This is a genomic window from Streptococcus sp. 959 (assembly GCF_013277075.1).
Classification (GTDB): Bacteria; Bacillota; Bacilli; order Lactobacillales; family Streptococcaceae; genus Streptococcus; species Streptococcus pseudopneumoniae_C.
This window is the reverse complement of record NZ_VMMF01000015.1, coordinates 13,516-37,458: the sequence shown is the minus strand read 5'-3', so window position 1 is coordinate 37,458 and position 23,943 is coordinate 13,516. Positions and strand designations below refer to the sequence as shown.

Sequence of the window (23,943 nt, the reverse complement as noted above, 5' to 3'; positions counted from 1 at the left end):
GGTGTGCCATGTGTACCTCCCACAAAAGAAACAATGGCACCTGCTCTTGGTGTAGAGCCAGTTTCCCCACCAAGACTTGAAGCTGTCGCAACCCAGTCCTGACCATTTCCCATGGTATTAATGATTGAAATCTTCTCTCCGTTTCTACCTTTTAGCTTTAATCCTAACTGGTTCATACGAGCCGCAACACCCCATGTACATTGTCCATAGGCATAGGCCATACCATCTCCACCACCAGGAACAGAATGATCATACAAGTCCCCACGAACCCCTTCAAGGGATTGTGGGTCACTTTTTGCCTGTCCTCCATTTGTTTGACTAAAGCCTTTTTCAATTTGATAATACCATTCCGTTGCTCTAGTTTGTCTTTCCAGTAGTTTGTCACCAGAATTTCCCTCCCAATAGGTAAGGAAGAGTTGGGCGAGATTGCCTGCACTACCCGTATTTTTAAAGAAATCCTTTAACCAACTTTGATAGTAAGGACTATCCCCATGAAGCATAAAATCAAGTTGGAGGTCTAAATCATACCATTTCTTATTTTGGGTGCGTGCATAATTTAACAAAGCTGTATGACGTGTTGACCCATCTGCGGTATCCGTCCATTGACCTAACCCCAAACCTCTATGAAGGATATTAGGATAAGCACCACTATAAATGGCTGGCCCTCCTATCGCTAACCAGCTTTCATCATCCCATGAGGAATCGGTAGCGCCAACTGGAGGAGATAAATAATCCCCTTCAGCTCGTTTAGGATTGATAGAAGATTCTACCGACCAATTTCCTAAAATAGCCGCAATGGCTTGGGGACTTGCCCCTTGAGATTTCAAAAACTCATAAATATGTTTTGCTCGTTCAAACTCATCCCCACCAAACTGACCAATGGCAGGTAAGATAGTTGTCTGAAGTTGAATGACTTTTGGAAAATAAAATTGCGGATTGACATACACCAATTTGTCTTTCTTGTTCTTATACTTTTGATAGGAAATTTTCAAGCCTGTATCGTCTGGTGTTTCACCAATAACATCACCCGTTAGGACTCTTGTCCCCTCAATCGCACGGCCATTATGAATAGAATGCAAGGTCAATCGACTCTCATTCTCTCCTTTTCCGTTAGTGAGAATAACATCATCTCCATCTAGAGATACAACTCCATCCATTGGTGCGACAATCGTTTGGTGAGCCTTCGCTTCTAATAGAATGTACTCCTGAAGAGTAGGTTTTCCGTCTAAATCATAGTATCCATAACGATAAGTCATGGTTAAACTATCTTCGTTGCTTTGTCCCTCAAACGGATTGTCCAATTCCTGCATGGAAGCATAGACACCTTCTTCTTTTAGTTCCTTCATTTCCTCTTGATCGTCTTTCGAGAGTTTATACTTAGGAGTTTCATAAAGGTCTTGCATGGATTTCAAATCTTCCCCATCGTTTAAATCATGCCACAAAGTAGATAGATAATCCTTGTAAGTTTCTGAACTAAATAAGTGAACTGGTTTGTGTAACTCATAGTCATGGAATTTAAAATTCATATACCCCATCACATCATCAACTTTTGTGTAATAGGTAATGCCTTTGTCATTTGTACGAGTATGTTCTGCGTCTTCCCAAGTTAGGTGGGTATAAGCTTTTGTTAATTCAAATTCATCTTGTTGAATCAAACTAGCAGATGAAAAACCTAAAAAGAAGCTCATCATAAGTAAAAGAAGAAAGACTATTCCTCCAACTATCCATGTTGCAGGATTCCCAGCCGCAAATGTAAAGAAGGAAAAGGCTGCTTTTAGTTTTTGATAGATATTTCGGACACTTGTAAGACCTTGTTTCTTTAATTTTCGATACCGATTTTTAAAGGAACTTGGATTATCTTTCGCTAGTTTCCATCCTTTTCCATCCTTAAAATGATGGTATCGCTCTTTTGTGTTGGTCAGCCTTTTCTTGGTAAAACGACCTGTTGCTTGTCCTGTTTTGACACTAGCTTTTCCAAGATTATAAGAAAGCCGACTGTAGCGTTTCCCTTTTCTAATGGTCTCTTGAAGTGTGCGATAGCCTTCTAAATCTTCATTTTCTGAAGCTAACTCTCCACCTTCACGTCCAAGGACATAAAGGAAAGTTTTGGCTTTCCTACTAACCTTTTTGGATTTATAGGCTTGTTTAGTAGATTTTAAATTTTCTTTGGCGGCCTTGACTTCTTTCTTAGCTTTTAATTCTTCTAAACTCTTCCCTTGAAAGAAAAAATTAGATTTTTGTTTCGATTCCTGACCGTAGAGAAATTTTTGATTGATTTTTCTTTCTTTACGACTCTCTTTTCTTTCTTCTTTTGCTTCTACCTTGGCTTCTCTAAATTGCTTCTTGGCTATTTTCAATCGTTTCCTAGCATGAGGCAACCGTCTGTCTCTTAATTCTTTTCGATTCAAAAGAGATGGAGGACTATTTTGAAGAATATGATTGTAGTCTTCATTTGCTTGTTTTACTCTCTCCTTTGAAGCTTCTCTCATCTCCTCTAGCTTTTCTTTTATCTCTTTTTTCCATGCTTTTTCATCCAGTACAGCGGAATCTTTTTTCTGTTTCTTCACCTCCTTCTTTCCTTGTTTCAAGAATTTCTTCTCATCTTTTAGACTTCTTCTAAATGCCTTTCGGGCACGTATGATTTTTCTTTTATCCTTCATTCTACTTCCCCTTAGTTAGAAGCCATTTTATCAGGATCCGTACTCATGATATCAAACAATTGAGTACCTTGAGGAATCTTATTTTTAAAGGGTACGACAACTGAACCAGCTTTTATCAGTCCTGCCCCTTTTTCTGGATTGACAAGGTATTTTTCGAGTTCTTTTGACAAGCCTAAGAGTTGAACTAGTTCTTCTCGGTCATTTTTTGCTTGCTTGAGGAGAATCATAAATTCACTATTTGCAATAATCCGTCTACCATTTGGATCTAACAATAAGGTTTCGACGTTTTGAGTTATTCCAGTCGGACTGGCTCCATATTTTCTGACACGACTCCACAATTTAAAGAAGAAATCACTGGCATATTTATCTAATAAGAGAAGCTGCATCTCATCAAAATAAATCCAGGTCTTCTTCCCTAATTTTTGATTCCGAACGACACGATTCCATATCTGATCAAAAACAACCATAAGAGCGATTTGTTTCAGCTCATCTCCTAACTTTTTAACATTATAGATTAAGAAATTAGATCCTGTTTGAATATTGGTCTTATGTGAAAAAATATCAAGCGAACCTTCGACATACAGTTCCATATCAAGCGCCAAATTCTGCGCTTCTTCTTCTGGTTGTTGACTCAAGACAAAGACCCATTCTTCCAAAGAAGGCTCTTTAAATGACTGATAGGTGAGTCTGGTAACTCGGTCGATAATCGATTTTTCTCTTCCATCCATTTTTCTATCCAATAACTTGCCAATAAAGGATAAAAGAAATTCTGATTTTACCTTTACAGGATCTTCATCCATATTTTCCTCAGACAAGTCAAGGACATTGAGATAGGTTTGGGAATCTGGCGCAATATCAATCATTTCTCCTCCAAAAGCCCGGCCAATGACACTATATTCTGCTTCTGGATCCACGATGATAATTTCAGTATTTTCACCAGATTCCTTGATTTTGGTCGTGATAATTTCATGCTTGGTTGCCATCCCTTTACCAGCTCCAGATGTTCCTAAAATCAGACCAGACGGTGTATTTAATAGGCTTCGATCAATGGTAATAATATTGCTTGATATTTGATTGATACCGTAATATTTCCCACTACGGTCTTGTAAGTCTACTGAGGTCCAAGGTGAGTTCACTGCTACATTAGATGTTAATAAACTCCGTGATACTCCCTCTAAAAAATCACAACCAAATGGCAGCAAACTATTAAAGGCTGCTTCTTGCATATATGGAAGTTTATCAATCATTAGGTCATTTGAGCCGGCCACTTGTTGAATCGTGTCTAGGGCTTGTTTAAGTTCTTCTTCATCCTGACCAAAAACACCAATCAAAAAGACTGTTTGAAATAGTTTATCTCCTGTCTCTGTCATGGTTTTTAAGAGTTCTTCAGCTTCATCGATATTGCTTTCTAATACATGACCTACTTTTTCCAAATAGATACCTGTACGAGCTAGTTTTTGTTGTTCCCCAATCTTTTGGGATTCCATTAAGGTCTTCTTTGTTCGTAGTTTCTTCATGGCATCTGCCTTGGTCGAACTTTGAGCATGAAGGCTCACTATCAATTCCAAATCTCCTTGCATGAGGTCTCGGATAAACTGATCCCCTAATTCCATGCCATAATCTCTCACATAGACAATCTGCAATAAGCGGTCATTGATTTGTAGGTAATTCTTGTTTTTGAAATCTAAGAGACTAGGCGCTATGAAGTGACGAGTTGTCTGACCAGATCTCGTTAAATCACGGTAAGAAAAAGGAAGATGGTGTTCTCCTCTAAGCATATCTGCCAACAAGTTGACACGCTCTTCTCCAGCCAAGGATTCAAATCGTGCATCAATTTCTGAGAAACCACTCTTGAAATATTCTCCTATTTGGGACAAGGAACGATAGGCTTGTTTGGGATTAGAATCCTTTCTACCAAAGCTAATCAGTTTCACAGCTGAAAAATTATTTTCACCACTGTCTAAATTCTGATTCATCATCCGATTCAATTCTTTACGATAGGTATCATATCCATCTTCTTTTTCCTCATACAAAACACTTTGTCTAAACTTTTCTAAATTCAATCTTTTATTAAAGATGGTCAATTGGAAGTTGGTTTGGTCATCTAAGGAATTAATCAAATCAGAATACTTCTCAATGATTGCGCCCTTATCTTCTAAACCAACGGTCTGGTAATTGACATCACCAAGTAAATAGCTTTGTGAAAAATAATCTTCCTTTACCTGCATCAGACCATTTTGATACAAGGCTTGATAGGAAAGAGTATTAGCCGTTGATGGTAACACTTCCTCTTTTTTATCTTTAACTTCTTCCTTTTTATTAGTCGTTGAAGTTTTTTGTTTCTTTAATGTATTTGATTTTCTTTTCATGTTCAGGTCCTTTCTTTCCTGTAATTGTGCGTAGGGGAACCGTTAATTCAAAATGAAGACGGTATTTCAAATAATGTTCAAAATATAAATCATTGGGTTTATAGACTCCAAAAAGCATGAGGGGGATGGTAAAGGCAAACACAAAACCGTAAACAAACCAATCTCCAAATTGCCAGAAAAAGAGATTCAAGCCCAAAACAATAATTGTGACAATAAAGGCTGGTAGGACAAAGATGATTTGCCTTGTAGTGAAGCCTAACCAAGCCCTGTGTTGGTATTTTGAGATGTCTTTAAAGACACGTGTATTCATGACTTTCCTTTCTAAAAAGGCTAAGAAGCAATCACTTCCTAGCCTTTATCTAATTACATACCTAAAATTGAGCGAGCCGTACGTTGAGAACCAACGAGGGCAATAATCAGTAAGATAGCTTGTACCAAACTACCAAACATAATCGCAAGTGATTGCAAGACTCCTGCACCATTTGAAACAGCTATTTTCCCAGCAGATTCAAACAAAGGAACAAGAGAAACAATCAGAAAAATGAGAACCCCTTGTACCGCATAAACCATAATATTTTTTAAATAGCCAATACCAATAGACTTCCATTCATCACTTAAAAATGTTGGAATCGTAAGAGGGGCAAATGGAATCATAAGGTAGAGTTGAATAAATCGAATAGATACCAAAAGATTAACCATGGCTGCACTTACTATCCGAACAAGCCAAATGAGGAGGGCGAAAAAGCCCACAATCATCCGGCCAATAAATCCTGAACCTTTTAATCCAGAGAGTGTATCATACTTTGCCCCACCGTGAGCCACAATCGAAGCCACTTGTTCAATGGCGTGACTCGCAATCCCGATGATAGCTTCTACAATAACGGTAGTATTGGTAATTACAACTGCGACCATAATATAACTAATCAACATCGGCGCTAATGCTTCAAAAGTCATCGCTCCACCTGAGTTAGCAATTTTCTTTGCCATCTTCGAAAATTCTAAGATGAGAACAACTGATAAAATCGCAACTCCAAGAGGCTGCATGACACTTTTAGTAATACTAGACATATAAGTCCAAACAGTTGGATTGTAGCTAGATAGAGATTTAATCAGATCTACCGTAGATTGTAAATCTACATTAAATCCTTCAAATAAATTTTCAGCTGATATTTTTTCAGATGCAAGGTAAACAAAGGGTGAGACTAAACTAAGATTCATGTCATTGTTTATCCTCCTAAATTGAAATCTGGGTTACAAAGGCTCCAGCAGCCCCTACCATAACTCCACCGACAATTTCAAGAATGGCATTCCGAACACCTGGTCCACCATCTTTAATGTTGGTTGCAAGGTTGACAATCCCCACAACAACGAGAAAGGCACCAACCGCAATCAATCCCTTCTGTAACAAAGACATAGCTTGTGCAAACATAGCACTTGCGTCTACTCCATAAACAAAACCTTTAAAATGCGTAATCATCTATTTCCTCTTTTCTATTTTTATTTTAAACTAGATTCAAAAGTTAAATCACGAATTCTAAGGCCTTCAAGATGATTTTCTTGTCTTTGATTTAAAGGATTGATTTGATAGTTCCACCACCGTTCATCGGTTTCTTGATTGGCTAGGTACTTCCAGTTTGGATGCTTAGTTGAATTGTATTTTTTGCTTTTAAAGACAGGCATATTGGCAATTCGAACCAGGCATTCATGCCGTTTCATATTTCCGACTTCATCAGGTGTCATTAAATCACGAGCAATCTTTTGATGAGAAAGGGATCCTGAACCTGTCTGGCCAAAGGAACGACTAGTATTTCGAACATCAATGGTTTGTTTACCGAGTAACCCACTCATAAATTTAAAGGTATCTTCATCATTCCCACCTAAGTAGACTAAGCTATCACAGTTCCCCAAAATGGTTTTCCAAGCTTCTTTTTCTTTATAGAGCCCTTGAAGTTGGGCAATATTTTGTAGAATAGGAACGAGACTCATATTACGAGAGCGGACTGTTGAGGTTTGTTCAGCAAAATCTGGGATTTCTCCGATATTTGCGAATTCATCTAAGTAGACTCTCACATGAAGAGGTAATTGACCCTTAAAATCAATATCTGCTTGTCTTGTTAGGGTTTGAAATACGGTTGAAAAAAAGAGGGCTGAAAGAAAGCGAAAGGTACTGTCGTTATCTGGGATAACTAAGTAAACCATTGATTTTTCCTGGCCCCATGTCTTCATATCAAGGGTATCTCTTTTGGTCAAATCCATGACACTTTGAATATTGAAGAGGGCAAATTTAGCAGTGGTTACAGCTATAACAGAATCCAGAGTCTTATCCTTATAATTTTGAAAATCTGCCCAATTTCGCATGGTAAAATTTTCAGTTCCATACTTTTTAGCATAATTTTCAAATAGAATTTCTAAGACACTTTTTTCTTGGTTTTCACCCTTGGATAAGTGTTTAATGAGTTTTGAGATTTCAGCAAAACTTGGATAACGCCCTCGTTTTTTTCGCTCTTCCACTTCTTTTTTTTACGTTTCAACAAGTTTTGGTATTCCTTTTGACTTAAACGACTTTCTTCTATGAGCTGTTCTCTTGTTTTAGGTGGATTATAGAAATCGACCAAGTAGGAGGCTAAAGCTCGTACCAAAGTCATAGAAGCTTCATCCCAAAATGGATCACTACGAGATCCAGAGCCTTTGGTGTTATTAAAATAAACCGTCAGCATGCGATTCAAATCATTTTCTGTCTCTATATAGCGAAAAGGATTGAAGCCATCTGAGTTCTTCATATTGACTAAATCTAACACCTTTACTTGGTAGTCATGTTCTAAAAATAGTTTTCCAGTTTTCTCAGCTAAGTGATCTTTAGGATCCACTACAATATTTGAACTATTCATCTGAATCAGATTGGGTTTCACAAAGCGAAATGTCTTCCCACTTCCTGAACCTCCAATCACCGCAATATTCTTATTTCTATCATATTGGGGTGGTTTTTTATCTAATAATGTCAGACGAACATCTTGTGCTAAGATCGTATCATGAGAAAATTCCTTACCGTAAAAGAGCTTCTTTTCTTTTAGAGTTCCAAAACGGGCGCTCCCGTATTCTACCCCTTCTCGGTATTGTTTTTTACCAGTCTCTAGATAGAGATAAACCAGCAACATCATCACAAAGCCTAGTAGAAAAAAAGCACTTGATTTTCCAGTAAAAGAAACATTCCATGGCGACTGAAAAACTTCATCTTGACCTTCCATCAGAAGATGAGTCCATTTATCTAAGCTATTTCCAGTATAGGAATCATACAAAAGCGTCAAACGATGAAAAAGATAACCTAGTAAGATACCTAACAGTGAGAATAGTAGGAATTTCTTTCCACTGTACATCATCTCACCATCTCTTTCTGTTTGACGGCCCCTTCTTGTCTAAAGGTAATTTGGGATTTAGCCTCATCAATTGCATCGTCCAATGACTTATCCATGGTAAAATCAGCTAATTTCTTCGGATCATTAACCATTTTTTCTAACAGATGGTCTAAATGATTGTCTAAAATCGAACGGTCTTTCGCGTAGAAATGTAGAGAATCCCCTTGCCAAGCAATGGCTAAAGGAATCTCTTCTTTTTCTAAAAAAGCTTTAAATTTCTCTATATCAATTGGTTTGTCTAAAAAATCTTTTTTCAGATTAATCGTATCAATCGAATAAGGAGATTGTAGCAATTCTTCTAATTTCTGCACCCCTATCTTATAGGCGGAATCCTGTGCTAAAGCCTGACGTCTAGACCATTCTAGAATCTTTAAGAGACTTCTTACAGTAAATAAAAGACTACGCTCTGCATATTGAACTGCCATTCGTTCCTGTTGTTCAGAGGACATCTGATGCCTCCTTCTTCACAAATAGCAGCTTTCCTTCTTTATAACGATAAGCTATCAATTTCTGACGTTGCTTAATCGACTTGACAACCTTCAGTAGATCTCTCGAATAAGGTTCTCGAAGAGTAACTTCTACTGCTTTCCCATCAACGATACCAACACGTTTAAATTCAATGTAGTCTTTTTTGAGATGTCCTAAGCCCATACCAAAAGGAAAGTGATGAATCAATTGGATGGTACAACCACCTTTATTTCCCATTTGTTTCAAATCATACAAGTTTACTACCTTCATGATTAACTCCTTTATCTAGTTTGTCGCATCGTTTAAGTCTGGTAACGATAAACTCCGTGTCTGTTAGAAAATTCTCACACACGTCTTGTGCCAGTTGCCCTTCACAGGGAAGTACTCTCAGTCCCTACTTACACAGGCACGCTAATCAAGACGGAGTGGATTCAATTTTCAAAGAACAGGTAGCTTTATTATAGATAAGAGTAGTTGAAATTTTTATCACATTTTTGAGGTTGTTGGAATAATAAGGTAAGTGCTAATTTCTAGCTCTTCTCAAAACACCGTACGTACCTTCTATGTTTTATGAACAGTAGCTATCATTTACATTTTCAAACTACCATTCTATAAAACTAAAAGTCAAAATATACGCTTCTACTTCGAGAGATACTTATTTAATGGTTCAGCAATTCGCTCTACTTCCGTTACATAAATTTCATCACTATAACTTCTAATGATTTGTTATTAGTTCACTTTGAGGGGCTTGCTCATGAAACCAAACCGCGTAAGTCGTAAAAGAAAAAAGCAGTACAAGATTGAACTACTTTTACGGATTCAGATAAAATAACTTTAAAATATAGAAGATATATATTGACTGTAACTATAATGGATTTAAATTTATAACTTCATCTGCTTGATTCCAAATATCGGGATTATGAGTTGCAATGATGATTAGACGATTTTCATTTTTCAGATCTAATAATAATTTCATAATTCCTTGTGAAGTTATCAGAACAAGTGATGCAGTCAGCTCATCCGCGAGTATTAATGGTGGATTTTTAAGAATGATTTTCGCTAAAGCAACACGTTGTGCTTCACCGCCAGACAATTCAAAATGCTTTTGTTCAAGATGAAAATGAGTTAGACCAACTCTTGCTAATATATCTTTTTTTAACTTATCTTTTTCTTTATAATTACATTTACGATTTACTAATCCTAAATCTAGATTAGTAGAAACGTTTTCATTATCTAACAAACCAAAATTTTGAAAAAGATATCCTGATACTGTCAATAAAAAAAGCTTAGAAAGGCTAAAAGCCTTATCCAAGCTGATATTTTGTTCATCTAATTAATAATCTAAATAAAGGATCTACTTCACTTTCATAATACGAACTAAATTGGCTCTTTCTGCCTCCTCTAGTTTCAATTCTATATAATGAATAGTTTCCGACAAGTTTGGAATAATCGAGTATTCTAAACCATTTACACGTCTACGTGTTTTTTCTATTTCATCAGCCATTAACTGACACGTTTTTTCAACTTCTGCCAGTCTTAGTAATTTATCAATTAAACTATTCATTGTAGCAAATACATCATCCATTTCACTATTAGAAGATAAATAGCTGTATTCACTGTTCTCATTTTGAGAAGTAATATTCATATGCATTCTAGGAACTGTTACACTCATGATATTTTCTTTCTCAACAAATAATTCAATTTCTTTCGATGGAATTGAAAATAATTCCTCCACCATTTGAGAATTCTTTAATGATTTAGCAACTGCAAAGGATTTTAGATTATCAATTAGATAACTTTCTACTTCTTTCCGAAGTTGATTATTCTCACGAATCAAAGAAATAAATCGCCTCATCAATTCATCTCTTTTATCCTTTAATAACTTATGTCCACGTTCAGCTGTTTTCAAACGTTCCTTTAAGTTATTCAATTCCATACGAGTTGGTTTTACATTCAAACGTACCATAGATAATCACTCCAGTTCCGGATTAAACTTCTACCAAAGGTAAGTATTTATCAAGCAAATCATCTTTGATACGTTTTAACTCTGTTCTAGGAAGAATTGATAGTAATTCCCACCCAAGATTCAACGTATCTTCTATATTTCGATTTTTATAAAATCCTTGGTTTATGTACTCTTCTTCAAAACGCTTTGTAAACCTCACATACAATTTATCTACATCAGATAAAGCCGATTCTCCTAATACTACTGCTAACTCTTCAACCTTTTTCCCTTGGGCATAGGCTGCAAACAGTTGATTCATAGTTGGAGCATGATCTCCACGAGTTTTACCTTCTCCAGAACCCTTATCTTTTAATCGAGAGAGAGAAGGTAAAACATTGATTGGTGGACGATAACCTTGATTATACAACTCATGCGACAAAATAATTTGCCCTTCAGTAATGTATCCAGTTAAATCAGGAATTGGATGTGTTATGTCATCTTCTGGCATTGTTAAAATAGGAATCTGTGTCACCGAACCTTTTTTACCAACTAAGCGACCAGCCCTTTCGTATAGAGTTGATAAATTTGTATATAAATATCCCGGATAGCCTCGTCTCCCTGGAACTTCACGGCGAGCTGCCGAGACTTCACGTAACGCTTCACAATAGTTGGTCATATCCGTCATGATAACTAGAACGTGCATATCTTTTTCAAAAGCTAGATACTCTGCCGCAGTTAAAGCAATGCGGGGAGTTGCAATACGCTCAATTGCAGGATCATTTGCCAAGTTCATAAATAAAACCGAACGATCGATCGCTCCTGTTTTTCTGAGTTCTTCCATAAAAAACTCAGCTTCTTCAAAAGTAATACCCATTGCTGCAAATACAACCGCAAAATTTTCATCAGAATTTAAAACAGTCGCTTGTCTTGCTATCTGAGCAGCTAATTCATTATGAGGTAAGCCCGAACCTGAAAATACTGGTAATTTTTGACCACGTACAAGAGTATTCAAATGATCAATAGAGGAGATCCCTGTCTGAATAAATTCATCTGGATAATCTCTAGATACAGGATTAATAGCTTGACCATCAATATCTAAATATTTCTCTGGAATTAAATCTGGTCCACCATCAATTGGTTTTCCCATCCCATTAAAAATACGACCAACCATATCCTCAGATACGGCCAATTCTAATGCATGACCAGCAAAACGAATTTTAGACTTTTCTAAATTTATTCCACTAGATCCTTCAAAAAGCTGAACCATTGCTTTATCTTCGTGGATCTCTAAAACTTGTCCACGACGAATTTCTCCATTATGAAGTTGAATTTCAACTAACTCATTGTAAGACACATTATTTACTTGTTCAACAATCATAAGAGGCCCAACAACTTCACTAGCAGTTCTGTATTCTTTTATAACACTCATTTATAGACCTCCTGTTTCTAATATCAAATGAATTTGATGTGTAATCTCATTTGATATAATTTTGATTTCATCTAATCTATCTTCTGAAACATATTTACTTCTCGCCATACGGTCTCTAACTGCCACGGTACCTTCCATAATCTCTGTAAAGTAAGAACCCAACTCTAAAGCATGATTTGCCTGATCAGCAAAAGTTAGGATATTACTTAGCATTGCTTCTTGTTTTGCAAACGAAGTGAATGTATCTACCGAATCAAAGGCGTTCTGTTGCAAATAATCTTCTCGAATTTGTTTAGCAATTTCCATCGTTAGTCGTTCATTATCAGACAGAGAATCAATTCCAACAAGACGAACAATTTCCTCTAAACTAGATTCCCGTTGTAAGTAGTTCATCGCACGAGTTATTTTACTATTCCAATCTGTCTTCTCTTTACCATCTATATAAGTGCCCACACTGTCTTTATATAGTGAATAAGATGTAAGCCAGTTAATTGCAGGAAAATGACGTCGCTGTGCCAACGGAGCATCAAGCCCCCAAAAAACTTTCACAATCCGTAAAGTGTTTTGAGTAACTGGTTCTGAAATATCTCCACCAGGTGGCGATACAGCACCAATAGCAGTAATCGTTCCTTCACGTTCTGGAAGCCCTAGAACCTGAGAACGTCCTGCTCTTTCATAATATTCAGCGATACGACTTCCCAGATAAGCAGGATAACCCTCATCACCAGGCATTTCTTCTAGACGTCCTGACATTTCACGTAGCGCTTCTGCCCAACGTGAAGTTGAATCAGCCATAATGGCGACAGAGTAGCCCATATCACGAAAATACTCAGCCATGGTAATTCCTGTATAAATTGAAGCCTCACGAGCAGCAACAGGCATATTTGAAGTATTAGCAATCAGAACTGTCCGTTGCATAATTGATTGTCCGGTATTAGGGTCAATCAACTCAGGAAACTCATTCAGTACATCCGTCATTTCATTTCCACGTTCTCCACAACCGACATAAATAACAATATCAACATTGGCAAATTTAGCTACTTGGTGTTGTACAACTGTCTTTCCTGCTCCAAATGGTCCAGGTACTGCTGCAGCTCCCCCTTTGGTTACTGGAAAGAATGTATCAATAACTCGTTGACCTGTGATTAATGGTTCTTCTGGAATTAAACGTTTAGAAACAGGACGCGCCTTGCGGACAGGCCATTTTTGCATAAGCGTTCCTTTATAGAAACTACCGTCCAATTTTTTTATTTCATATACAACTTCATCAATTGTAAAATCGCCAGATGCAATAGAAACGACTTCTCCAGATACTCCATAAGGAACCATAATTTTATGATTAACTACCTCGGTTTCCTTGACAGTTCCAAGAATATCACCCGTACTCACTTTTTGACCAATTGCTATAGTGGAATCAAAATGCCACTTAATATCTCTATCCAAACTTGGAACTTCTACCCCACGAACTAGAAAATCATTATGAGTAGCCAATTTAAATCGATCTAATGGGCGTTGTATGCCATCAAACATTTGAGAAATCAATCCTGGCCCTAATTCAACCGATAGAGGTTCTCCAGTTGTAACAACAGGTTCTCCCGGACCAAGACCAGATGTTTCTTCATAGACTTGGATAGATGCCTGATCTCTTCTCATTTCAATAATTTCACCGATTAACCCTAGCTTACCTACACGGCAAATATCTTGAATATTAGCCTCCTGCATACCTGATGCAATAACTAGAGGTCCCGATACTTTTATAATCTTCCCTTGAGTCAAAGTTATTCTCCTTACTAAGTCCAAAAATTATAGAATAATATTACAGACAATTTTGTACATTATTATAAAATATTGTGTCCTACTGCTTTCTCTACATTATCCTCTATACGTTTTAATCCTAAATTTAAACCTTGTTTATGAGTCGGTAATAAAATAATAGCAGGCACAACTTGAGAATCATAATGGCGAATTGTATCTAATATCATTGAAGCAATGTCTTCAGTGATATAAATGACACCATAATCAGATTGAGCTAATTTTCTTAGAGTATTTATAGCTTCTTGTTCTTGATAGGCAGGAAATATATCAAACCCAATCATGCTAAAGGGTAAAATAATATCATGGCTACCAATTATGCCAATTTTATACTTATTAGCTTCCATAATGCGGGCGTATCCTTTCTTTTATTGATTCATAAGGAATTGTATTTTGAAGAGCTGATATGATCATTCTAAGATTCTTTACTTCAAACTCACATCCCAATAAATATCTAGCAAGAACTAACGGCCCATCTACATTATACCTTCCTTGATCTAAAGTTTTATACAATAGTAAATCACATAAAAATTCTAACTCAGAAGATGAAATTGTTGCGTCCTGCATCTTCAATTCGTAAGTTGAAAAGATTGAATCTAAGCTTGGATTTATTTTATTGAACCACACAAATATTTCTTGATTTTCTACAATGTATATAAATTCTTTAGCAGAAATACTTCCTTCATCTGAAAGTAATTGTAAAATATCCCCATGACTCTTATTTTGAGATAAACCACGTTTTACAGTAATAATATTATAAAAGTCAATCATTGCAACAATAACCTGAGACAGCACCTCATCTAACTCATTAGATAAAAGTTTCAGATGTTTAAAATATGCTAGATCAGCTCCGACATCAAGTACACGAATATTATTAAAAGTTTCATACTCATTCCAAATTGATTCTACTTCATGAACCATAAAATCAGGAAGTGTATCTGAATGTAAGGAAGTAACTAAATGTTTTAAACTTTCTATATCAAAAATCCCTATTGGAATTAATAATTTAGAAAAATCTTTCTTAATTGCCGCCTTAGATTTTAATAAAACTTTGATATTATGATAAACATATCGTAAAGCAAATAAAGTCACAATTTTATCATTCGGACTTTCAGCATAGGCCCATCTATAATCATTGACTAATTTTGTCATTAGCGAAGTCTCTGTCTGACTAGGATTTTCTAAAACGTCAATCGATAAATGATAGGGAGTTGCTTCTAAGATAAATGCCAATGTCTCCGTATCTTTGGATTGTATAATTTTTTGAAATTTTTCTTCTGTAATAAAATCGTTTTCTTTTACCGAAATCGTCGTATTTATTTTTGAAAAAAGATTAGTATCCATAAAATACCTTTCTAATTTTATTGGAATACTCCAAATTTCTAAGAAGGATTAACCAATTTCATCCTTAATTGATAAAAATTTGATTTGCGATACTTGAACTTTCTTCCTTAGAAATCGATCCAATTAATGTTTTATACAAATAGTTATCATCAATTTTACCTATTGAAATAAGTAAGCCTGATTCATTTGAGATAGGCTGTTCACTAAATAAATGATTTGGAAAAGAGAATTTCAATTTCTCTAATTGTTCCAAATTGATTTTAGCTAAAGTCCGCTCCCCAAAAGTTACTATGACCTCTTGTTGTGAATATCGTTCCAGAATTCGATAGATGAACTCCATTTCTTTATCTGCACTCCAAGATTCCATTTCTATTAAAGCAGATTGAAAAAGTTCTTTTAATATTTTCTGTTTTGATACTAACGTTGATTGGCGTTCCTTATTTTTTAATTGTTGAAAAATTATTTGATATTTCTGTTGTAATTCTTTTAACTTTCGTTCATGTTCAGCTTCTTTTTTCTTTACAATGACCGACTTTTGCATTTCAAATTCATCATCAATCTTCTTTTTGGAATCCAATAATTTCATACGCCCTTTTTCATGAGCTTGTTCAATAACAGACTCTCGTAAGTTTTCTAAATTGCTCATTTAGACACCTCCTTTGAATAGCAAATTAATTTCTTATACACGAAGGGTCAAAATGAATGATACGACAAAGGCAAGAATTGCATAGGTTTCTACCATGGCAGCCAAAATTGCTCCCTTCATGAATTCTTTTGGTCTTTTAGCCAAGATTTGCATACCCGCTACTGCTACATTTCCTTGATGCTTAGCCGAAAAGTATCCTACAATAGCAATTGGAAGAGCTACAAAGAAATAAGCAACGCCTTTTTCCAAAGGAAGTTCTGGAGTTAATTGCAACCAAATCAAAATTCCAATAACAAAACCATATAATCCTTGTGTTCCGGGCAGTAGTTGCAATATCAAAGCTGAGGCAAATTTTTCTGGCTGTTCTTTCAGTAAAGCTGCGGCAGATTGCCCAGCCTTACCAACCCCATAAGCAGACCCCATACCGCTTAATCCAACCGCCAATACAATTCCCAATGCAGCGAAGAAAGCTCCTCCATAGGTTGAAAAATAAGTTGCTAAATGTTCCATTATATATATCCTCCATTAATTCTTTGTAATAACCTTAATATATTTCTCAGAAGCCTTCAAAGGTTGAAATGGTTTTCCTCCACCCTCATAAAACTTACCAAAAAATTCAACAAATATCAGACGTGCTCCATGAACATATCCTGATAGTAACGATAGAAAAATATTGATCGCATGTAAAAGAATGAATAATACTAATCCAATTGTCAGTTTAGCCAATGTCCCCGGAAACAAACCAACAATTAAATTGAAAGCTGATGCTATACTTGCTCCAGATAATCCTAATGCCATCAATCGAGTGAAACTAACTAAATCACCTATATAAGATGAAATGTTATATAGATTAAACAATCCTGATCCAATACCTGACAAGCTTTTGGCTTGAATAATAGAAACAATCAAAATCCCCACAGCATTAAGAATAGATACCCATTTCCCTAATACAAATAACGGTCTAATATCAGGCATCAACATTCCGACAGCAATAAATAACAAGCCAAGCAGAATAACACACCACGCAAATCCTGAATTATATGCTTCTGCATATTTCTTCATTCTTACTTTTTGTAGTCCTGAAGCTAACAAACCTACAAATACTGTAATAAATCCAAACACAACTGACACTACTAATATAGTCATGACATCCGAGGTTGTAGATATCAGATGAAATGGCAACTCATATCCAAAAAATGAGCCATAGATTCCACCCCAAATTGCAACGGCTACCCCTAATATATTAAAGAATTTTAAAAATCTCTTAGTTACTGAAGGTAGATGAAAAATTTTTAATGCTAACATTGTTCCTAAAAACAATAGTAAACCATAGCCTAAATCAGCAACCATCATTCCAAAAAATGTAAAGTAAAATGGTGCTAATACAGGTGTAGGATCTTTCTCATAATATTTGGGCAGAGCATACATTTCTGTCAATAATTCAAATGGTTCAATTAAAGAGTGATTCGTTAATTTGATAGGTATTTCATCTTGGTTATCCGACAATGTTTCCGATTCATAAATATAAATAGAATGTCCAAAACGCTCATCCATAACTTTTATAAAATATAAAATACGAGTTTCTTCTATCCATCCTTCTAATGCAACTAGATGCGGAGTGCTCAAAAGGTTATTCTTAGAGATTTGACGAGCATAGATAGATAAAATATAGTCAATTTGCCATTGTAAATCTATCAAATTTTTCTTTGAATCTTGCAACGATGCGATAATATTCTCTTTTTCAGTTATTAACTGCATGTTTTCTTGATCCAAATCTACTACTCGCTGCTTCGGTAATTCCTTTCTAGAATAATCAAATGGTTCAAATAAGTATTCATCAAAATCAATAGAGCAACTGGACTGATAGAAAACAACAACACCGTACTCTCTATCATTAGAAAATATTTCTTGAACTTCAATATTGTTTTCTAAAAAATTATTGTATAAGCGATTATCTACAGTCCTTGGAATTGTTCCGACTTTTCCTCTACAGAAAGAAAATTGTTCTAAATGCGCAGGAATAATTTCTAATTTTTCCCACTTTATTAATCTCTCTATTTCCTCATTATTACTTTGAATGTTTCTTTCTAATTCATGAACTCTGTTTATTTGATGATTCACTTTTTTAAGAACACCCTCAGCAACATTAGCTTTACCAAATTTTTCTAATTCTTCATAAGAGGTTGTTATCGGAGGATGCTGTAATAACTTAAACGTGTTTTCTTTCGGTAGGTATTCTTGTAATTTCTCTACAGTTGCTTCCAAATGTTGTTGTTTATTCATCAAATAAGTCAATGCATCATTTCCTTCAATAACCCCATGATTGGAATTAGAAGTATGAGAAATTTGAATAGTTGGAAATACAACCTCATCTTTTTCTAGAGCTTCTGACCAGTTATCCTGAACCTTTAAATCACGGAACTGCACTGACTCTAGTTCTTGAATAGTTTTTAAAACATCATCAAGACTACTCTTAGTAAATAGTAGAGAAATCCTTTTCATCTGACTAATAGCCATATTTTTCTACCACCCTACCAATAATTTTTTCTACAAATTCTCCTCTCCTACTTGATGAAATATACTGAATCTTTGCATCATTTTCCTTGATTGTTTTATTAACCTCATCAATGAGGTTCTGTTGTTGCATTTCTAAATTGCTTTCTATTGAAATTAATTCTTCGCGACTTTTTTCATCATACCTTTTTTCTAGTTCTTCCAATTCTTCTTGGGAGACAGCTTTATACGTATAAATCTCATTATCATATGATTTTATAATATCGGTTGCAACATTCTCAATATCTTGCATTGTCGAAAATACAGAGTTAGTCATTGTGACACCTCCTTATCTTTCACACTATTTATTAGAAATTCTATCTAAGAAATTTTTTACAGCTCCTATACGACCAGCTTCATTTCCTAATGTAGCTGCCACAACATTATTAGGCAAAAACCTATTATCCATTGCATTTTTAGCTAAAGAACTTTGAATTTCAGGTAACAAAATATCCTTTTTAGCCAGAATCCCACCTCCTAATATGAGAATTTCTGGATTAAGTAGATAAGAAATAGTTAATAAACCTTTTGTTAGATTTTCTACAAAAATTTCAAAAGTTTCTTTAGCGACTTTATCTCCAGAACTTAAATCAGTAAAGAAAGTACGTCCAGTTTGATTAGTTTTCAAGCTCTTCTTTTGATATAAATGAATCAATGCGGTTGTTGAGGCTTTGCTTTGCCAATCCGAATTACCTACAGGAATATAGCCTACTTCACCAGCAGTATAGTTAAATCCGTTAACAATTTGTCCATTGACAATAATACTGCCTCCTATACCTGTTCCAATAGTAACCATTACTACATTTTTCTTATCTTTGGCTTGTCCCTTCCACAATTCACCTAATGCAGCACAATTAACATCATTTTCAACAAAAGTAGACAACCCAAAACGTTTTTCTATTTCGGAAGTAAAGTTTACTCCGATATACCCTGGTATTGTATAGCCTGCATAGATGATTTCTCCTGTATTAGCATTAACAACTCCAGCAGTGGAAATCCCAACACCATCAATTGAATAATTTAAAATATACTCACCAATTAAATCACAGACCTGATTTAATATCTGGTTCGTTCCCAAATCATAGTCAATAATTGTTTCTATTTCTTTGAACTGATTTAAACTCGTTCCAAAATCATCGTATAAATCTGCCTTAATTGTTGTTCCGCCAATATCGATCCCTATAATCTTCATTTCATCACTCCCACATTTTTGATCTCATTACTTTTTGATAAAAAATGGGACTGGGCATTATCCCAATCCCATCTCTATTTCTTTATTCAATGAGTTGTATCACAGAACTTTAGAAATTATATAATGACAAGAATTTACTATTCTGTTTTACAATAGTTAAGCATTTGTGATTTCTGAAAGACTTACTTTTCGATCTTCTTTAACTGATAAAGTACATGCATCAGCGGTAGCGATTGATTCTAAAGCAGCTACACCATTGAGAAGTTTTTCATATTCTTCTGTAATTTCTCCACCTTTAATGATGTCATGTAGATATTCCATTTCTTTATCAATACATGTTTGTAACCATAATGGGCAACGTACTCCTGGTTTACCGTACGCAATTGCTCCATCCATACCACGACCGGTATAGATAGCTGTACGGTCATCATCTTCCTCTTGAGTTTCATGTACTAAGAAGTGTGATTCTCCTTCACCTTTAACACGAAGTGTACCTCCAGTATTGAACAAGTCAAGTTTGATAGCTCCTTCAGTTCCTTGAATCAAGACGTAGTGTTCACCCCAACGGAAAGCATTACCATATTCCAAAACAGCATAACGATCATCAGAGTATTCTAGGTTTACAATGAGCATATCATCTTCATCACCAAAGTTTTCACCTTTATGATATACATTGCCTCCTACCATTGTCGCTTTTTCAGGAAGTCCTCCCATGATGAACTGAATGCAATCTAATTCATGAATATGGTGGTACAAATGTCCTCCAGATTGAGAACGAAGTTTCTTCCATGATACAGTTGGTTGTTGTTCTTCCCAACCTGTACGAGCGGCATGGCAATAAAGAACTTTACCAATTTTACCTTGAGTAATCAATTCTTTAGCATGGTGTACACCATTAAAGAAGTTCATGATGTGACCAGCCATAAAGATAACATTATTTTCTTTACATGCGTCAACCATGGCTTTACAATCTTCATAAGACAATGCAATTGGCTTTTCACAAAATACGTGTTTGCCATGTTGAGCAGCTTTCACAACAGGTTCACGGTGAAGGTAGCTAGGTGAAGCTACGATCACACAATCAATATCTTCACGTGCTACAAGTTCATCTAAACTTGCACAAACATCTGATCCCAACTCTTGAGCAACTTCTTCTCCATGATTTGGGTCAAATACCGCAACCACTTTTGCATCTTCAATTTTGTTCATTGAGCGAGCCAAATCAGCTCCAAAATATCCAGCTCCAACAATACCGTAATTTACCATAATTTTTATCCTCTTTCTATATATTTTTAAATTTCAGATTTAATTCTTTTTCAAATCTTCAATCTTAAATGTTATATATGGTACAACATTTTTCATATGAAGTTCATTACGAGACCATGAATCAAATTTTTCAAACATCAATCCAATTTCATGATTTGGTAACTCTGTCAATGTTGAATATGAGTATCCATAGTTACTATAATCAACATCGTGATGATAACGCCAATCAATTGTATTATCATCATTAATTAGACCAATCGAAATTTGTCCGTGTTTACGACCATTTGTGGAGTTTGGAGTACTTAAAATGACAGCCTTTTTACCATCAATCAATTGACTATAATTGATGATTGATAATTGTGTTCCATAACTTGGATTTGAAACAAAATTCAAATATTCCGGCGCACTCCAAGTAGTACCTGCGTCTTTACTTGTTAAATATGCAATTTTACCATTATTTGTACGCATGTATGCTTGAATTACTCCTGGACTCAATTCTACAAATTGTGCTTCTGCTGACCAACTAGAAGGAAGTGGCACGACTTTAACTTTCCAAGACGCTCCATTATCGTCACTATAAATGAATGCAGACTCTTTACCAGTGTAAGACGGAATAAGAATACGTCCAGTTGAGCTTTCAATGATTCCACGTCCAGGACCCAAATAAGGCGCATTCCGATTAAGTCCCATTATAGGAGGTAATAAAGTTGGTGCAGACCAAGATTCGCCATGGTCATTGCTAGAAATATATGCAATATAGTTCGTTGGCACTACTTTGAATAATGCATCTTTGTAGAAGATATTCATATGGACTTGAGTCCCATTACGATATTCAGTTTTTTTATTATTTTCAAATGAAACCGAATATTGCTCTACCGTCAAATAATTACCATTTTGTTTAATACCGAATTTTTTATCTACTGAAAATTCAGTTGGTCTGTTGGTACGATCGTCGTATACAGTACCATTCTCACGAATAGTATAATTATAATCAGTATCACCTTGTTTCTTTAATTTAAGGTAATAATTACCATCAATTTGTTTATAACCAGAATCTTTTCTAGTAGCTTCTCTAAAACTTACTCCAGCAGGCATAACATCAGCAAACATGAGTACTTGTTTGTTATTTTTTTCAACAATAACAGAGTCAATATAGGTTGCACCACCGCTGATTTGTAAGTCACGTCCACCAACATCACGAGGCCATTCTAATGGTACTGGAGCAAAATCATCGAATGCCAATGTTAATTTTGGTTTAGTCCATGTCTTACCATTATCATCACTATAACTTGTAGCAATATTAATTTTATTCAAGAAATCATGAGTTCCACCGTAACGAGCGTCAATGCTTGAAAAAACCCGACCATTGCTAAAAGTATACAGAACTGGAATACGGAAATAGTTAGAACCAGTTGTATCATTAGCCGTATAAATTAAATGTCCAGTAACAGCGTTTGTTGTCATCTTTTTAACAGTTTCTTCATCCAATGCACTATTAAAGAATTTGATATTTTCTAGTGTTCCGTTAAAACCAAACGCCGTTTTTCCTGCACGTTTCACTCCCCCAAGCATATAGTAATCAATACCTTTAATATCCTTGATGCTTAGGAAGTTATCCACTTTCTTTTCTACTACTTTTGTACCATTAGCATATAAAGAATATGTTTTTTTGACTGAATCTGCTACTACTGCAACAGTGTTAGTCACAGCCTCTTGTTTGTACTTACCCCAAACTGAAGCAGGTCTGGATACTAGGTGATTTTTATTGGAAGAAGTATCACGCGCTTCCATTCCCAATTCACCATTGTCTCTAAGGAACACATCTACATAACTATTTTGTTGACCGGGTTTAGAATTAGATATTCCAAACAGAGCTTGTAAACCTTTCTCACTAGACTGATTGTACTTAATCACTACAGTAAAGTCACCGCTATTAAGTTTATCCTTTAACTCATTAGTAACATTTTCTCCGCCCCCTGTTAAAGTAACATTATTTTTTTCTAAGACAGGAGTTTCTTCCGCTGTAGAAGATGGATCCTTAACAGTAGTTTCTACTGTTCGAGGTTGTACAGTAACTTCCGAAGAATTATCTGATTTAGGTTGTACTCCCGAGATCGCATCCGCTGTAGAAGATGGATCCTTAACAGTAGTTTCTACTGTTCGAGGTTGTACAGTAACTTCCGAAGAGTTACCCGATTTATGTTGTACTTCCGAAATCGAAGTCGTTGGTGCAACAGGTTGCACCAACTCTGGTGTTGATACTTCAGAAGTTTCAGTCTCCTGAGCTGCAACTGAGTTAGCAACAAATGCTGATAATACCACTACAGTACCTAAGGTTACATATTGTTTAATATTTTTTTTCATTTTATTTTTCCTCATTTAAAACTTTGATAACAAGTTTTTTAACAGTTTCATCATTGCAACGAATCTTTGGTTGGTGAAGATCTTCTTCAAAAGTCACCAACATATTCCCTGGAAGCAATTCAACAATTTGATAGTCTTTGCTATCGTAAAAAGCAATATCCTTCTCTTCGCTAAAAGGTACACGTGACTGAGCACGAACTGGGGAAGTTACTGCCATTTTTTCTGTATTTTCAACAACAATATGAATATCTAAATATTTCTTATGAGTTTCAAAAATATCTCCTGGAACTCCATCAGCCAGATAAGTCATACAATTTGCAAAAACATTTTCCCCGTCAATATCAATTTTTCCATCAACTAAATCTGTCAAATTTGTATTTTCTAAAAAATCACAGACTTTTGAAAAATGTTTATTGACAGAAGCATATCGTCTAAAATCAGATTGTTCAGAAATAATCATATTATTTTCTCTTTTCTATTAG

At 35.5% G+C, this 23,943-nt stretch carries 20 protein-coding genes and 2 pseudogenes; all 22 read right to left on the bottom strand.

Going from position 1 to position 23,943, the window contains the following annotated elements; all coding sequences use genetic code 11:
* Nucleotides 1-2,660 (bottom strand): phage tail tip lysozyme (locus HT717_RS05085; protein ID WP_173304569.1); only part of this gene is annotated, 2,660 nt, incomplete at its 3' end.
* An 11-nt stretch (nucleotides 2,661-2,671) separates the two neighbouring features.
* On the bottom strand, nucleotides 2,672-5,029 hold the full coding sequence (locus HT717_RS05080; protein ID WP_173304567.1) for an AAA family ATPase: 2,358 nt from the start codon (nucleotides 5,027-5,029) through the stop codon (nucleotides 2,672-2,674).
* Complete coding sequence (locus HT717_RS05075; protein ID WP_001097589.1) at nucleotides 4,980-5,339, bottom strand: PrgI family protein; 360 nt, start codon at nucleotides 5,337-5,339, stop codon at nucleotides 4,980-4,982. The genes HT717_RS05080 and HT717_RS05075 overlap by 50 nt, the downstream gene beginning before the upstream one ends.
* Before the next feature lie 53 nt (nucleotides 5,340-5,392).
* On the bottom strand, nucleotides 5,393-6,247 hold the full coding sequence (locus HT717_RS05070; protein ID WP_001054259.1) for a conjugal transfer protein TrbL: 855 nt from the start codon (nucleotides 6,245-6,247) through the stop codon (nucleotides 5,393-5,395).
* 16 nt (nucleotides 6,248-6,263) lie between these two features.
* On the bottom strand, nucleotides 6,264-6,506 hold the full coding sequence (locus tag HT717_RS05065) for a hypothetical protein (protein ID WP_000627865.1): 243 nt from the start codon (nucleotides 6,504-6,506) through the stop codon (nucleotides 6,264-6,266).
* 20 nt (nucleotides 6,507-6,526) lie between these two features.
* Nucleotides 6,527-8,403: pseudogene (locus tag HT717_RS05060) on the bottom strand (type IV secretory system conjugative DNA transfer family protein).
* Nucleotides 8,403-8,891 carry a hypothetical protein gene (locus HT717_RS05055; protein WP_173304565.1) on the bottom strand — a complete coding sequence of 163 codons (489 nt, stop codon included), beginning with the start codon at nucleotides 8,889-8,891 and terminating at the stop codon, nucleotides 8,403-8,405. The pseudogene HT717_RS05060 and the gene HT717_RS05055 overlap by 1 nt, the downstream one beginning before the upstream one ends.
* Nucleotides 8,881-9,180 carry a hypothetical protein gene (locus HT717_RS05050; protein ID WP_000869760.1) on the bottom strand — a complete coding sequence of 100 codons (300 nt, stop codon included), beginning with the start codon at nucleotides 9,178-9,180 and terminating at the stop codon, nucleotides 8,881-8,883. The genes HT717_RS05055 and HT717_RS05050 overlap by 11 nt, the downstream gene beginning before the upstream one ends.
* Nucleotides 9,181-9,775: 595 nt before the next feature.
* Nucleotides 9,776-10,174: pseudogene (locus HT717_RS05045) on the bottom strand (ATP-binding cassette domain-containing protein); the annotation flags it as partial.
* Between the two features lie 90 nt (nucleotides 10,175-10,264).
* On the bottom strand, nucleotides 10,265-10,876 hold the full coding sequence (locus HT717_RS05040; protein ID WP_000251932.1) for a V-type ATP synthase subunit D: 612 nt from the start codon (nucleotides 10,874-10,876) through the stop codon (nucleotides 10,265-10,267).
* A gap of 22 nt (nucleotides 10,877-10,898) precedes the next feature.
* Nucleotides 10,899-12,284, bottom strand: a complete 1,386-nt coding sequence (locus HT717_RS05035; RefSeq protein ID WP_000111248.1) for a V-type ATP synthase subunit B — start codon at nucleotides 12,282-12,284, stop codon at nucleotides 10,899-10,901.
* The gene (locus HT717_RS05030; RefSeq protein WP_000191783.1) at nucleotides 12,285-14,060 is read right to left on the bottom strand and encodes a V-type ATP synthase subunit A; all 1,776 of its coding nucleotides are present in this window, start codon (nucleotides 14,058-14,060) and stop codon (nucleotides 12,285-12,287) included.
* A 62-nt stretch (nucleotides 14,061-14,122) separates the two neighbouring features.
* Nucleotides 14,123-14,443, bottom strand: coding sequence for a V-type ATP synthase subunit F (locus HT717_RS05025; protein WP_000387939.1), 321 nt, complete (start codon nucleotides 14,441-14,443; stop codon nucleotides 14,123-14,125).
* Entirely contained in the window at nucleotides 14,433-15,440 is a 1,008-nt protein-coding gene (locus HT717_RS05020; RefSeq protein WP_125393873.1) for a V-type ATPase subunit, read from the bottom strand. The genes HT717_RS05025 and HT717_RS05020 overlap by 11 nt, the downstream gene beginning before the upstream one ends.
* Before the next feature lie 64 nt (nucleotides 15,441-15,504).
* Nucleotides 15,505-16,086, bottom strand: coding sequence for a hypothetical protein (locus tag HT717_RS05015; RefSeq protein ID WP_173304563.1), 582 nt, complete (start codon nucleotides 16,084-16,086; stop codon nucleotides 15,505-15,507).
* 33 nt (nucleotides 16,087-16,119) lie between these two features.
* On the bottom strand, nucleotides 16,120-16,596 hold the full coding sequence (locus HT717_RS05010; RefSeq protein WP_000400484.1) for a V-type ATP synthase subunit K: 477 nt from the start codon (nucleotides 16,594-16,596) through the stop codon (nucleotides 16,120-16,122).
* 15 nt (nucleotides 16,597-16,611) lie between these two features.
* Nucleotides 16,612-18,603 (bottom strand): V-type ATP synthase subunit I, encoded by a 1,992-nt coding sequence (locus HT717_RS05005; RefSeq protein ID WP_138705171.1) that lies wholly within the window; start codon nucleotides 18,601-18,603, stop codon nucleotides 16,612-16,614.
* A complete protein-coding gene (locus tag HT717_RS05000; RefSeq protein ID WP_173304561.1) occupies nucleotides 18,593-18,916 on the bottom strand; it encodes a hypothetical protein in 324 nt (107 codons plus the stop codon). Before HT717_RS05000 ends, HT717_RS05005 begins: the two co-directional genes overlap by 11 nt.
* A gap of 24 nt (nucleotides 18,917-18,940) precedes the next feature.
* Nucleotides 18,941-19,831, bottom strand: a complete 891-nt coding sequence (locus HT717_RS04995) for an ROK family protein (RefSeq protein WP_101776866.1) — start codon at nucleotides 19,829-19,831, stop codon at nucleotides 18,941-18,943.
* 156 nt (nucleotides 19,832-19,987) lie between these two features.
* Nucleotides 19,988-21,097 (bottom strand): Gfo/Idh/MocA family oxidoreductase, encoded by a 1,110-nt coding sequence (locus tag HT717_RS04990; protein WP_000248712.1) that lies wholly within the window; start codon nucleotides 21,095-21,097, stop codon nucleotides 19,988-19,990.
* Between the two features lie 39 nt (nucleotides 21,098-21,136).
* On the bottom strand, nucleotides 21,137-23,461 hold the full coding sequence (locus HT717_RS04985; RefSeq protein WP_173304559.1) for an exo-alpha-sialidase: 2,325 nt from the start codon (nucleotides 23,459-23,461) through the stop codon (nucleotides 21,137-21,139).
* 1 nt (nucleotide 23,462) lies between these two features.
* Nucleotides 23,463-23,921, bottom strand: a complete 459-nt coding sequence (locus HT717_RS04980) for a YhcH/YjgK/YiaL family protein (protein WP_173304557.1) — start codon at nucleotides 23,919-23,921, stop codon at nucleotides 23,463-23,465.
* Between the last annotated feature and the right edge of the window lie 22 nt (nucleotides 23,922-23,943).